We start from the raw sequence: 13,105 nt of genomic DNA on the forward strand, positions 1-13,105 counted from the left end.
GTACGGCTTTTAACGCTATGGTGACAAAGCTTGAATGTAAAATTATTGAAATGAATGGGGAAAGGTTCGTCTTCATCCTGATGGATATGAATATGATAATCAGCCATCTACCGCTAAACAGGGGAAGTCAACCGCACCGTTTTCCCTACTGACGTATGAAAAATCGGAATGGCTTTCGCCATACTCTCCACAAACGTGCAGCTGCCTATTAATTACAGATGATTATGTGGATCCTGTGACTGATGTAATACCGCCACTTCGCGGTAATAAATAATATGGCTCACCAAACTGATTTTTAGCAAGTTGAGCAGGAATGACTACCATAAATCACCTTCCATCTAAAATGGCTCAAATGGACATTTCGACCTAAAAGGCAAACAATCACCAGTATCAATCAAAGCCAAAATCACCGAGGTTTAAATGGCGTATAATGCGGTGAAGCTGGTTTTGGTTTCGGTGTCGATGTCGGTGGCTCCGCCGCCTGACGAGGCTGGTCATGATAACCCGCCATTTTTCGCTGAACCGGATGTGTCAACGGCACCGTTTTCCCGGCGGATGCATTAAAAATCGGAATATCTTTCATCGTCCTCTCCACAAATGCAGGATCCCCCCAGACTTCCACTCTCTCCCCACTTTTATAACCACTAATTTGCAGGGCCATCACCACGCTTTTCCCCTTCTCCGATGGCGCATCGGCAATTTCAAGCTGAATACCCCGGTCGAGTAAAACCGGTTGACCGCCCGACGTATACACCACCGCCCCATCACGATTCACATGCGACTCATAGCCCCGAATTTGCGCAGGCTTAATATCATCGGCTGCAGCATAGAGGATCAGGTTATTCGAAATCCTTGCCGTGCGGTTCTGACGTTTCTCTCGATACGCCCAACCCCGTAGCTGAGATATCGCCGCGGTATCGTGAGCCACCGCCCGCATCTCCACCCAAGCACGATACGATAACGGTCGAGAATCTGGCCTTGCGTTAAGAGCCTGTCTCTCATCCCGGATTTGCAGACGTAGAGCCGCCATATCCTTCATCTTCTCCACTTCCAACGCGCGAAACATCAGCTTACGTAAAAGAGGATCGCGTTCAGTCAGACGCACATGATTTTTACGAATACGATAACCCGCTGCAACTTCACGAAAACGCGACTTGACAACATCCGAAGATATCTTCGGTCGCACAAAACAAGTCTTGTAAGCTTTATATCGGGCAATCAGATCTTGACGTGCCTGTGCACGAACACGACGACGCTCAAGGCGAGCGCTTTTGTCACGACGGTGAAGACGATTATCGTATTGAGAGTGAATATCGACAGCACTCCACACCACCTCCTTACCATCACGATTCACCTTGCGAAAGACCGTTCCCTGAGTAAACGCACCGATGAATTCCTGCTGATAACTCAGCGTCAAATCCGGATGAAGATCACTCGCTTTAATCGGGACTTGTTCATCATCGGCAACATCATAAATAGCCAAACCGTCCCCTTTCCGTCGCAGCTCAAGTCCCGCGGAAATCAGAATGTCATGCACATCAGACCAGTCATAGTGCCCACTAAAAAATAGGGTATTCATCTTCTCCCGACAGTGATCGACCGCGTACGAAAATAGACTTTCCTTATCGCCAAAATGCTCCAGTTGGCGCGCAGCGGCCGGAGCAGATTTATAAAACTTCTGACGACGAACAATCACGCCAGAATCGTTCACCCGATAAGGTCCATTGTCGTGCTTCCAACCGTATTTAATCTCCATTTCACGACAGCAACGGTCGAGAATAAAGTGATCATTATACAAGGATGCCGCTTTATAACTGATGGGATTGATACGATTAACGGTCAGGTGACAGTGCAAATTATCCGTATCATCATGAATCGCAAAAACATACTGGTGATCGTCCATACCAAGACGTTTCAAGCAGTGTCTAGCCGAGTCAAAAATCTGCTCTGGCGTCGGCCTTTCCGAAGCTGGCCATGACAAAATTGCATGGTAAACCGGATCATGACAGCGCGTATTCTGCACGGCCACCATGTCCATTTCTGTCGACGACGTCTCCAGTGAAAAACAGTTCGTTTCACAAATCACATTATCGCAACGCACCTGTTGTCGCCCATCTGGGAACGTTGCGATAATATCCTGTGAATCAGGCAACGCATTACGCGTCGCATACCCAACAAGGTCATTAAAAATTTTAGCTTCAGCGCGTGACTGGCGAATAAACGGTTTATCTGGCGATAAGGTTTCGCTCATCTCAACATCATCACGCAGGATGGTATAAGAGATAAGTTGCACAAAACTGGATTTACCATCACGCCGTCTGTCGGCCACAACTGCAAGCATGTTAATCCTCGTGATTATTTAAGCTGTCAGCCCTGAATTTCATCAAGGCGACCTTTGTTGCAATCAATGCATCTGAAAATGCTTTGCTTTTTTCTGTAGTCATCTTCCCCTCCTTTTTCATCTCGCTATAGAGATGTTTCAGCAATCCACCTAACTTCAAAATTTCATTCATCTGCTTGGTGTCACCCTTCGCTACGATGCGTCGCCCCAAGGCGGCGCGTCGCATAAACTCACCGGTTGAAAGGCCCGCAGCTTTCGCGCTACTTTGAATTTTTTCTTTCTCTTCCGGATAGCATCGCACGCTACCCAGTAACGCCGTTCTCTGGCGTTGTTCACTTTTACTCATGTTCAATTCCTGCTCAGGCTAACAGGCTGATGCGGTAACAGGGTATCGGGACGGAGTCCTGAGCAGGGCGTTTTGTGGGACCGACTGCGTGCAGGCGGTGCTACAAAACATACCCTGTCCCGTTCTTTACATCGAATTTTATTTCATGTGTGGAAGTATAGGTGATTTTTGTGTTGTCGTCACGGAGTAACGCCAGAAAAAATGGGGGCTGGAATTGGGTCATTGATGAGGGTATACTGACGGTCTAAAATAATGAAAAATAAAACAGGAAATTAGAAAATGGCTGAAAAGAAATACTACAGCATGGAAGATATCGAGCAGGCTAAATCATCACTGAATGAACTGCCCGATTTAACCCTCTCTCGCCTCACAAAAACAGACGCATTGGAGCGGCTAAAAGAAACGATTGTTGAGCTTGCAAATAAAAAAGGTTACAGCGTGGAGGAGATCCGAAGTGCACTCATGTCGGTGGGAATTACAGCCAGTGTAAAAGCCATTCGTGACATGTTGAGCTCACCCAAAAAATCTCAACATCGCACGACTAAAAATAAAAAATCAGAAAGCGAGGTAACTAAAAATTAAGATTATTAATTAAAAATATTAACAAGAAAATGAAATGTCATATTCATCATTATGTTCAAGATTAAAGCATACATTTGGCTGAGCATTAAAAAATAAACGCGCCATTAGGCGCATTTTCTTTAATAACTTGTTTTTCTTAGTACGCGATTAATTTCTCCTCCTACCCCATCATTTCCAATAATTTGTTCGCGTCCAATTTTGTATAATATTCCTTGATGATAATTTTCAATCGTCATAAGTGTGGTATCAAACTCATAACACTCGCCATACTTTTCAATCAATGATTTGATTGCCAATGCTATTATTTCATCACTATAATGACGATTCGTAAAAACATAATCAGCACCACCATAAATCACATTAAATGGCGAATTTTCATTGTAAGAATAATCAGTGTAGCAATCTAACCGTGATGTTTTATATTTTTTAATAATTGATTCGACTTCATCTACTGTCGGCCCATCTGTCCAAGTTACATGATAAGAACTGTAATATTGTTTACGTACTGAAAATTTTGTTTTTGGAAAATATTTTTTTAACTCAGCGCGGATATTTTTACCGACTATTTTGACTTCATTATCTGAATTAGAGGTTATCTGTGTTAAGTGTGAATATTCTGTGTTGTTTTTTTGGAATTCGACACCTTGATTAAATTCTTTGTGTTTTTGTTCTTCTTCGGCATTTTCTGCTTGTTCATGCGCTTCCGCTTTTTCAATTAATGATTTAATTGTTTCTTGTTCAACCGTTTCATCTTCAATTTTCCATTGTACGCTGTGTAAAATACTTTCCGGTAAACGATTAGTTTTATTCCCATTAAAGAATACGATATCAAATTCAGCATTACTCCCTGTAACCATAACATTATACATATTCTTCATGCTTTGTGGTTTTTGCTCGCCATGAATATTAACTATAACCCCCTTGCCGAGATTATATAAATTAGTGTGAACCACTTGACCAACCGATAATAATGTTTGCTGTTCCATATTTTTCTCTCTTTAATTAATGAAGTTTGACTAAGCGCAAGTCTGAGACTTGCGCAGGATTTGATTAATCAATCGCATTCAATATCTTGATTTGTGATTCAGGGGGTAATGTGAAAATAAAATCGCGTAATTGGTGAAAATAGGCAGAAATACGTTCACAATCTTCATGATGTTCTTTTTCATAGGTGACAAATGAAAAATGGCTTAACATCATTAAAGTGACAATTATTCCCGCTTCTTGGGCGCTAACATCGTCCATAAATCCATTCGGTGAAGTGAGCATATAGCCTTTTGTCGGTTGCAGATAAAAACCGCCATTCGACAACGTATAAAAATCCCAATAGCCGCCGTTATAGGCTACGGCGTTCCGAGTCATCCAGTTATAGATTGCATTTTCAAAGGCAATACAGTAACGACCTAGTTTTGAAGGTAAAAACGTTAAACGAGCTTGAGCATTATTCACCTCAATAGCCGTGATTAGGATTTCGTCTTTTCCATTTCTTTCGTTAGATTCTTTTGCTGCAAGATTTTGATGTGATGACATATTTGAATTCTCCGTTGTGTTAATGATTTCTTTCGTCGAGTTCCCCGCTGCAAAGGCCGTACATAGCCGAGACGAGGAAGGAAGCAAGGGCGGAGACAAAATTGTTGGAAAGCGCAGCGGCAAGAATTTTGGTGGAGTGCACTTTACGCTTGCTGTATGACGAGTTGAGGCTATGTTTTAGGCCAAGCGAGGAACACGATGGAAGATTAATCACACAGGTGATGAAGATGGCATCCCCCGACTTGCAGCGAGAGAAGCGAACGGCAAGGCGCCCTTTAAGCTTAACAACGTTAAGCGGTTAATCAGGGGCAGCTCCTTCAGGGAGCTTGCATCCCTGTCCTTTGCGCCACGCGTTAGCGTAAAAAGGCGCAGGGGTTATTTGTGTCGGATTGAGCCTGGCTCGATGCCAGGGTTAAGCCGATGCGCAAAAAGGGGAATAAATCCCCTTGAAAATTCAGTGGATTAGGCTGTTAGAAAGGTTTTAAAGCGGAATGAATTTAACATCAACATCGGGGTATATAGCGTTTGACGAACGTCCAGCGTTAAACTGTTACCAATATTCACAATGGCAGGGATCCCCAATAATGCCAGCTGGACGTAGCACATACGGGCAGCCACTTCATCAATATCAGTACACACCGCAATCATTTGCATTTGTGGGTTATAGCCTTGATTCAAAATGGTATTAATACACGCAATTACCATTCCGCCCGCACCGCACGTAGGCTCGCACACACTGATATAGCCATTTTGTTCAATTATCGCCCCACAATCCCCAATTATCAGATCACTCATGAGCTGGCTGATATGAAATGGGGTAAAAAATTGCCCCCACGCCCCTTCGCCTAACTCAAGTGACATAAACACCGCGCCTAAAAAATCGGTCGCTTGATGGTCTAAGGCGTTAACACAAAGGGCTAATAGTTTCGCGAACGCATCCAAATCAGCTCTTTCATAACGCGCAATCACGTTAAAGTAAGTTTGTTCCAACTCAGGGCATTGTTTCACGCTGTTTTCTAATGAAATAGCCGCTATATGAATAAAATCCCGAAACACCTCTAGACGACTGTGATACCGTGCTGTTTGGTTAAACGTTTGAATAAACTCCTGATGAAAGTCACAATTTGACTTCGGGTTAACGGTGGTTAGATTGACTTTTTCACCTGTTTTTTCGGTCTTTGTGTATCCCTTACTGGGTGGTTCTACGGTGATAGGCGGTTCTATTTTCACGGATTGACTTAAATCCACATCAAAAAAACTCAATTGTGACATGTCGACGCTCCAAAACTGCCCCTGAAAAACAGGGGCAGTGAGTTAACTTAAATCCACGATTTACGCAGTTCTAAACAGCGCAACAGTTGCCCCAAACAATGATTATTCATTGCAGGAATGCGCACGGGCTGTTTTCGTTTAAGTTGTTTGTCGATATGTCGCGCCATTGCCCGATAGGTCGGCTGAATATCACTAATCGCGATATCGTCACGCACGACCCGACGTTTTGACACGACAGGCATTTGGGGCTTTACAGGGTTGGCAGCGTATGCCATCATATTTGCATTCATTGGATCTTCTCCTTTGAGTGAGTGCTTGCCTTGAGTTCCTCGCGAAAGTACATCAAGGCTCGGATTAAGCAGGCGTAAGCCTGCTTTTTTCATTGTTGCGCCACTAATCCAACACAACGTACACGCGAAATAATTTGCGCGTGAGATAACGTTGACACATCCCGAAATGTGAAATAACGCCCGCTCACTTTGACAAAAATGTCCGTCACGTTCCCCAACACCATTTCTTGCAATTTAAAAGACTCTGTATTGTTATTGCCTTGCCAATCCAACGGAGGCATAACCGATAACGCATCCATAAATTGCGCTAAGGTGATTTCTTTTGGGGCAGTTTTGACGGCTTGTTCGCGCCCGATCCAATACATCATTTCCGCGCTTTGGGTTTCTTGGTAACTGTCTGTTTCGTACTGCTCTAATGCGTGATACATACTGTTTCTCCTTTTGTGGTTTCGTGATTGAATCAATATCGAACAAGCTCGATATTGAATAGCGCGTTAAGGTGTCGCGCTATTCAATAGGTCGCTTTAACGGTATTGGCGAAGCGCTCTTTTAAATGGCTTAATGTGGTTTGCGCTCACTAATTCACGGTAAGTTAAATCAAAATGTGTAGTTCCATCCGTTAAAATGTAGCGATAACGCGTGTTCATTTTTTCAGTGAATTTCGTTTTTTTTAGAAACGTGAAAAACTCGTTAATTGAGTCAAAGTGATAAACCTCATACGCATCCTCTGTTGCATCTTTCTTATGGGCTTCTGAAAATAAAACTTGATAATTCATGTTGATACTCCTTGTTTTTGGCTTTTAACTCATCTTTCTGGAGGTTTTGGCGTGGCGGTGTTGACGTTCACCGATGGCCTCGTAGTTCTCTTTGAAAGTGTTAATTCATCTTACTGTCAGTTCAGTCGCGGCAAGGGCGATTAAGCTATAAAGGGAAAGGTCTTGCAGGGGCTAGAAGCGGCAACGCGACCCTTGCAAGTTCTTGAGCTTTATGGATTAATCAACAGCCCTAGCGAATGGGCTGATAGTAAGAAAATAACCGTCGGGTGAGGAGGCAATCGGCCGACACGCAACGCGTGGCGTCCTTAACGGCCGTGCGAAGCACGAAATGCCGTGCTGTTAGGTTTCGCTTGCTATCCGAAGGACAGAGACGCTTGCGGCTCTGCGGAAACCCATTCGTAAAACGAATGGCGTTGGAGTGTAGGCGACAGCTCGACGAAATCGAGCTGCCGTAGGAACCCATAATGCAACAGTACCCCGTCTACTCCAGCGTGAGTAAATCGAGGTGTTGATTAACCCCACCCTTAACCCATTTAAACATTGTGCCCCCTTCATAACGGTAGGAGGTCGCTGTTTATCATGCTCTATGATTAAATGCTTAAAAGTGACATTTTGTCACTTTTAAGCATTATTTTTAGGGTTTTATGAGCGGCTTTGAATTGAGATTATGGCGCAGAGGGATGCATTGGGATCAAGTGCGCGCAGCAGAAGAGCTTGGAGTCAGTTTAAGAAGCTATAAACGTTATGAAAAATCGCCAAAAGTCACTAAACTCGTTGCTCTAGCGACCTTTGCCCTCAGCGTTAAATTTACTGTAATTTAATGCTAATACCACAGGCTCGATATTGACCTATCAAGCGGGTTGTCCCCATTTTCCACATTTGGAGAATCAGTAAGTGCTGCCCACACAGGCACGTGAACGAAAGTTTACGGGCCCCGCGCATCGGTGTGTAAATGGGGTCAATCCGTCGTTCGGCTTAAGGCTGGCTCAAGGCCAGCATGAAGCCGTTGCGGCGAAACTTAGAAAAGGCGTATCCCCAAATTCGGTGGATAACTTTATTTTTGAGTGTGGATAATTATAATAACCCCATGATATAGGAAGGAAACCTTGGTTTGATTAATTACTGACCGTTTTTCTATTAACAATGAACATCAGGAATATCAGCTAATCGAGTCGTCCAGCACGGGGGAAAGGAATGATTGTTTCATTAACCACAACGCTGATTACAATGAGATCCCCTGCCCTATGTTTACACTAACTTTGATAATTTGTTTTTTACCTTCGCAAAAGGTTGAGTGGTTTTTATCTCTGCAACACCATTGTCTTCATTCAGCATTGAATTCACACCAAGTGATTTGATAACAGCCTGTATTTCAGCTTGTGATGGCTTCCAACCCGTTGTTTGCGAAATTAACGTGACAAGCTGTTCTGCCGTCAATGTATCATTAAATAACGTCGCTAATAATGCGGGCAAGCGTGCATCAAGATATTGTAATGCCGCACCACAAATAAATGCATGGCGGAAAAACTCCCCTCGAGCTGAACGCGGTATAGACTCAATAATCTCTAATGCCTGATTATCTGCAGGATTTTCAGGATGAAGGTATAACGTGAATTTTTTCCGCTCATGACTCATCAAGTTAGTCCTCTTTAAAATAGGCGATGGCTTCAACCAATGCGGTTTGTGGCGAGTCTAACAGTGTAATTTTATCAGCAATAAGGCGCCATGCATTTCTGACCGCAGGCTCGATTAAAGATGCCCCACCGCCAACCAAATAAATACGATTGACGTTTTTAAATTGACTCAGTTCGTCGACAACCCGTTCACCTAATTGTTTTATTGAAGAATCAATCGTATCTAACACTAACGGAATTTTCGATTCATCATTCACAATTTGACGGACAAACTGCTCGTTATGACGTTGCTTAATGAGTTCATCAGCAACGAGCGCACTGGTATCACTGGACGCCATTTTCAATGCACTCAGTGCAGCTTGTGTAACCATGGAAACACCAATTTCAGCGTTACCATGAATCGCACTGACACCATCAAACTGACCCACAACCACACCCACATCTAGTGTTGTCCCCCCTAGATCAATCACCAGTGACTTTTCAAACTCACCCACATTGTCATTCACTAACTGGGTTAATACAGCAGGTAAAGATTCAGGCATTACCTCAACGTTCTTTATAGTAAAGGTTATTCCTTTATTCAGTTTTACAGGACGTAGAACATTTTGAATCTTGCGCTGAATATTTAATTCATTCTTTTGGCAATCTGCCGTATAAAACTCGCTGATAGGTAAAGTGACAACCAAATCGACATCTTGAGGCTCAAGTCCACAGCTTAAAAGTGCATGATGGATAGCAAGGATATTCGCATCTGTATATTGATACTCAATATGAGTCGTTCTAATTGCCTGTTCACTCACCTCATCATAAGTGAACTTTTGACCATCCAATTCATAGTTAAAAGTCCCCTTTCCACCTAACCCTTCTATTTTCCAGCCTTTTTTAAATGAGTTCGTTGATAACTTAGTTTGAAGCACCTGCTTGTCAAACCATGCCAACTTCACATTTGTAGAGCCATCGTCGCAATATAATTTCATACACCCTCACATATAACTCAAATCGAGTATTTAGTTAATGTTTTTTCTTTATCAAAGTGAGTTATTTTTTTCAGAAACTCATTTTGAGTATTTTTTATATGATAACATTCAAAAAAATCAAATCAACATCAAAACACAATTAAAAAACACTTTATTTGATATTGATTTAATATTAAATTAATATCAAAATAATCATTTGACTTTGCTTTCAATGCTTCTATCATAAATATGAGATCAATATTAAAGTGGATGTATTATGATATTAACAATTGCGAATACAAAGGGCGGGGTAGGTAAATCAACGTTGGCTGTCAATATAGCAGTAGCCAGAGCTAGACAAGGTAAAAAAGTCTGGCTTGTTGATGGAGATAAACAAGGATCATCTCAAACAGCAATTTTGGTTAGATCTGAAGATGGGATAGAGCCAGGTATAGCTTGTTCACATTACCCAGAAGGTCCAGTATTAAGAAGCCAAGTGCAGCTACAAAAAGATAATTATGATGATGTCATCATTGAGTGTGGTGGACGCGACTCAACTGCAATGAGAGCTGCGTTAACAATTACAGATATTTTAATTGTTCCTTCAGCACCTGGTAGTTTTGAAGCATGGGCTATGGATGCAAATGTGGCTTTAATAAGAGAAGCAAGAAGCATCAGGGATAATTTAATTTGCTACTCATTACTAAACAAAGGGGATACGCACGCTCGTTCAACCGATAATATTGAAATGATAGAAATGATGAAAGACTACCAAGATGATATTCCTGTTCTTGATACTGTAATTTATCAAAGGAAAGCATTTGCTAATGCAGCAGGAAGCGGTAGAACGGTCGATGAGCTAAAATTAAAGGGCAGGGATAAGATAGCGATAACAGAACTAAATAACCTTATATCGATATTATACAAACAGTAAGAACCAATTTAAATAACATCAAAGTAATATTAAAACAACATTAAAACGAGAGAAAAAAATGACATCTAAGTTTAGAAAAAGACCTACAAATAATGCAGCTACAAGTTTAAACGAAGATGCAGCCGCAAGTTTTATTAATGCGGCACCAGATGGAAAAACAGAGGAAAAAAAGGGCATTATTAAAGGTAAAAAGCTTCAGATAACAATAACTATGGCCCCAGAACTCATAGAACAGATTGACACAGCTGCAGCAGAAAATGGGCAATCTAGAGCAGCATGGATAAATATGTCATGCATAAACGCCTTAAATTATGGCTTGCAAATTCAAGGTAAGAAAAACTAATTCAATATTAAATTAATATCATATTAGCATTAAGTTAATTTTGAAATTATATCATTTAAATATTAAGTAATTACTAAGTATATTGGCGCAGTTTTTCTTTAATTCTCAAAATTGTTTGTCTCGTGGTATTAAATTCACGTGCAATTGCACTGATCATGCTCCCAGCCTGAATACGTTCAATCACAATCTGTTTTTGCTCATCATTCAGGGTAGGGGGGCGACCAAATCGCTTTCCTGCATTTTTAGCTCTTGCGATACCAGCATGAGTCCGCTCAACTAACAAATCTCGCTCAAATTCGGCAACAGCTGAAATTACCTGCATCGTCATTTTCCCAGCAGGGCTTGTTAGATCAACACCACCTAAAGCCAAGCAATGAACCCGAATATTCCGCTCTGATAATTTTTCAACGGTTTTTCTAATATCAATCGCATTACGGCCAAGACGATCCAGCTTAGTGACAATCAGCACGTCTCCATGTTCCATTCTATCCAGTAGGCGTGAAAAGCCGGGGCGGTCACTAGCAGCAACAGAACCACTAATTTGTTCTTCAATAATTCGATAGGGCTCAACGTTAAAACCGGCCGCTTCAATTTCTCTTCTTTGGTTTTCTGTGTTTTGTTCCAGTGTTGATACACGGCAATAAGCAAAAACTCGTGACATTATGCAATTATCCGTCCGAAATAGATGTCCGAATAATAACACGCGTACGAAATAAATTAATCATAGTTTCGTACACTATTTATCACCTATGTACGAAACTGAACCAATTCGTACACAAACAAACACAAATTTCGTATAGCAATTTGCTATCAGTTGATTTATTATTTACGCATAGCAATTTGCTACCTTTGGAGGTTTTATGCAAACTACAATTCGTAAATCTGTTCGTAATAAACAAATAAACATTCGAGCTACTGATGAGGAACGCGCTGTAATTGACTATGCAGCAAGTTTGGTCAGTAAAAATCGTACTGATTTTATCATTGAAAGAGCTGTAAGTGAGGCTCAGAATATCATCTTAGATCAACGAGTTTTCGTTCTAGATGATACGCGTTATCAGGCTTTCATTGAGCAACTTGAAGCCCCTGTTCAAAATATTGAAGGCCGCCAGAGACTGATGGATGTCAAACCAGAATGGAAATAAATGTTACTGCCCCCGAATTACTAAACGAAGAACATGACCTTCAGCAGTTCAATTGTGGAAATGATGTATTAAGTGATTGGGTTCGCCGCAGGGCAATAAAGAACCAATATATCAATGCATCCCGTACATTCGTGATCTGTTTTGAATGTACAAAGCGTGTAGTGGGATATTATTCTATTGCGACAGGATCTGTGAATCATATCAATTTAAGTCGTAGTTTACGCCAAAATATGCCAGATCCTGTTCCTGTTGTTCTTTTAGGCCGCCTTGCTGTAGATAAGTGCGTCCAGAGTCATAGTTTTGGTAAATGGTTACTTAATGATGCTGTAATTCGAGTATCTAATCTAGCGGACCAGGTAGGAATTAAAGCTATTATGGTACACGCTATAGATGAGCAGGCGAGAGCATTCTATGAATATTTTGGCTTTATCCCATCCCCTATAACTCCAAATACATTATTCTATAAGATTTAAACTAGGGTATTGTTGCAATGTTTGATTTTGATGAAAAATGTGGTGCTCCATACACAACATATTGTATTTCTAGTTAAAAGAATAACCAAATGTGGGCGCAAGATTATCTTCAGTAAAGTTTTGCAACTGTGCCATTTGCAGTACCAACGCACCGCCCAAAGGATGATAATGCCAGTGAAATGACGTCCTTTAAATGCATTCATGAGGTAAGCTTCCGTAGTGGGCTGGTGAGCTTAGCATAACGAGTCATTCAAACTTTGCAACAGAGCCATTGAGGCCGCTAAACCTCATTGGATAGCCCCTCCCTCAAACTTGACAACAGTTCCGAAAGTCGCAGGTCTCTGAAAATAAGCGAGATAGAGGCTATATCGCTACTCGATTCGAGAATCAAACATCAACGTTACCGCCCCTTTCCAATTTGAACCGGGTGCTTTGACCATTTTTTCCACCTCAGGTCGATTCACCACAAAGTCGAGTGTCGAA

18 protein-coding genes are annotated in these 13,105 nt (G+C 41.7%); 6 read left to right on the forward strand and 12 right to left on the reverse strand.

Going from position 1 to position 13,105, the window contains the following annotated elements; genetic code table 11:
• Window positions 1–406: 406 nt before the first annotated feature.
• Entirely contained in the window at window positions 407–2,341 is a 1,935-nt protein-coding gene (traI, locus tag PSF16_RS14285; RefSeq protein WP_272689478.1) for a TraI/MobA(P) family conjugative relaxase, read from the reverse strand.
• Between the two features lies 1 nt (window position 2,342).
• On the reverse strand, window positions 2,343–2,687 hold the full coding sequence (gene mobA, locus PSF16_RS14290) for a plasmid mobilization protein MobA (RefSeq protein WP_272689479.1): 345 nt from the start codon (window positions 2,685–2,687) through the stop codon (window positions 2,343–2,345).
• A gap of 279 nt (window positions 2,688–2,966) precedes the next feature.
• Between mobA and PSF16_RS14295 the strand changes: the two genes are divergently transcribed.
• Window positions 2,967–3,269, forward strand: a complete 303-nt coding sequence (locus PSF16_RS14295; RefSeq protein WP_272689480.1) for a molybdopterin-guanine dinucleotide biosynthesis protein MobC — start codon at window positions 2,967–2,969, stop codon at window positions 3,267–3,269.
• A gap of 119 nt (window positions 3,270–3,388) precedes the next feature.
• Here PSF16_RS14295 and PSF16_RS14300 read toward each other — a convergent pair whose 3' ends face one another.
• The 7 genes from PSF16_RS14300 to PSF16_RS14330 all read right to left on the reverse strand — a co-directional run bounded on the left by PSF16_RS14300 (window position 3,389) and on the right by PSF16_RS14330 (window position 7,659).
• Window positions 3,389–4,255: an LPD29 domain-containing protein gene (locus PSF16_RS14300; RefSeq protein WP_272689481.1), complete on the reverse strand. Its 867-nt coding sequence runs from the start codon at window positions 4,253–4,255 to the stop codon at window positions 3,389–3,391.
• Window positions 4,256–4,319: 64 nt separating this feature from the next.
• A complete protein-coding gene (locus tag PSF16_RS14305; RefSeq protein WP_272689482.1) occupies window positions 4,320–4,799 on the reverse strand; it encodes an antirestriction protein in 480 nt (159 codons plus the stop codon).
• A gap of 462 nt (window positions 4,800–5,261) precedes the next feature.
• Entirely contained in the window at window positions 5,262–6,071 is an 810-nt protein-coding gene (locus tag PSF16_RS14310) for an N-6 DNA methylase (protein ID WP_272689483.1), read from the reverse strand.
• A 47-nt stretch (window positions 6,072–6,118) separates the two neighbouring features.
• Entirely contained in the window at window positions 6,119–6,454 is a 336-nt protein-coding gene (locus PSF16_RS14315; RefSeq protein ID WP_272689484.1) for a hypothetical protein, read from the reverse strand.
• Window positions 6,451–6,789, reverse strand: coding sequence for a hypothetical protein (locus PSF16_RS14320; protein WP_272689485.1), 339 nt, complete (start codon window positions 6,787–6,789; stop codon window positions 6,451–6,453). The genes PSF16_RS14315 and PSF16_RS14320 overlap by 4 nt, the downstream gene beginning before the upstream one ends.
• Window positions 6,790–6,885: 96 nt before the next feature.
• A complete protein-coding gene (locus PSF16_RS14325) occupies window positions 6,886–7,137 on the reverse strand; it encodes a hypothetical protein (protein ID WP_272689486.1) in 252 nt (83 codons plus the stop codon).
• A 339-nt stretch (window positions 7,138–7,476) separates the two neighbouring features.
• Complete coding sequence (locus PSF16_RS14330) at window positions 7,477–7,659, reverse strand: hypothetical protein (protein ID WP_272689487.1); 183 nt, start codon at window positions 7,657–7,659, stop codon at window positions 7,477–7,479.
• A 158-nt stretch (window positions 7,660–7,817) separates the two neighbouring features.
• On the opposite strand from PSF16_RS14330, the gene PSF16_RS14335 reads away from it, so the two are divergent.
• On the forward strand, window positions 7,818–7,958 hold the full coding sequence (locus tag PSF16_RS14335) for a hypothetical protein (protein ID WP_272689488.1): 141 nt from the start codon (window positions 7,818–7,820) through the stop codon (window positions 7,956–7,958).
• A 427-nt stretch (window positions 7,959–8,385) separates the two neighbouring features.
• On the opposite strand, the gene PSF16_RS14340 is transcribed toward PSF16_RS14335, so the two are convergent.
• Window positions 8,386–8,772: a plasmid partitioning/stability family protein gene (locus tag PSF16_RS14340; protein WP_272689489.1), complete on the reverse strand. Its 387-nt coding sequence runs from the start codon at window positions 8,770–8,772 to the stop codon at window positions 8,386–8,388.
• Window positions 8,773–8,776: 4 nt separating this feature from the next.
• Window positions 8,777–9,748, reverse strand: coding sequence for a plasmid segregation protein ParM domain-containing protein (gene parM, locus PSF16_RS14345; RefSeq protein WP_272689490.1), 972 nt, complete (start codon window positions 9,746–9,748; stop codon window positions 8,777–8,779).
• A 256-nt stretch (window positions 9,749–10,004) separates the two neighbouring features.
• On the opposite strand from parM, the gene PSF16_RS14350 reads away from it, so the two are divergent.
• Together PSF16_RS14350 and PSF16_RS14355 are read left to right on the forward strand one after the other, a co-directional pair.
• The gene (locus PSF16_RS14350) at window positions 10,005–10,661 is read left to right on the forward strand and encodes an AAA family ATPase (RefSeq protein ID WP_272689491.1); all 657 of its coding nucleotides are present in this window, start codon (window positions 10,005–10,007) and stop codon (window positions 10,659–10,661) included.
• 58 nt (window positions 10,662–10,719) lie between these two features.
• Window positions 10,720–11,004: a hypothetical protein gene (locus PSF16_RS14355; RefSeq protein WP_272689492.1), complete on the forward strand. Its 285-nt coding sequence runs from the start codon at window positions 10,720–10,722 to the stop codon at window positions 11,002–11,004.
• A gap of 73 nt (window positions 11,005–11,077) precedes the next feature.
• On the opposite strand, the gene PSF16_RS14360 is transcribed toward PSF16_RS14355, so the two are convergent.
• On the reverse strand, window positions 11,078–11,665 hold the full coding sequence (locus tag PSF16_RS14360; protein WP_272689493.1) for a recombinase family protein: 588 nt from the start codon (window positions 11,663–11,665) through the stop codon (window positions 11,078–11,080).
• A 199-nt stretch (window positions 11,666–11,864) separates the two neighbouring features.
• Here PSF16_RS14360 and PSF16_RS14365 point away from each other — a divergent pair, with 199 nt between their 5' ends.
• Both PSF16_RS14365 and PSF16_RS14370 read left to right on the forward strand, forming a co-directional pair.
• Window positions 11,865–12,149 (forward strand): type II toxin-antitoxin system TacA family antitoxin, encoded by a 285-nt coding sequence (locus tag PSF16_RS14365; RefSeq protein WP_272689494.1) that lies wholly within the window; start codon window positions 11,865–11,867, stop codon window positions 12,147–12,149.
• Window positions 12,140–12,622, forward strand: a complete 483-nt coding sequence (locus PSF16_RS14370) for a GNAT family N-acetyltransferase (protein ID WP_272689495.1) — start codon at window positions 12,140–12,142, stop codon at window positions 12,620–12,622. The genes PSF16_RS14365 and PSF16_RS14370 overlap by 10 nt, the downstream gene beginning before the upstream one ends.
• Window positions 12,623–13,105 lie beyond the last annotated feature (483 nt).

This window comes from Providencia sp. PROV033, assembly GCF_028484855.1.
Taxonomy (GTDB): domain Bacteria; phylum Pseudomonadota; class Gammaproteobacteria; order Enterobacterales; family Enterobacteriaceae; genus Providencia; species Providencia alcalifaciens.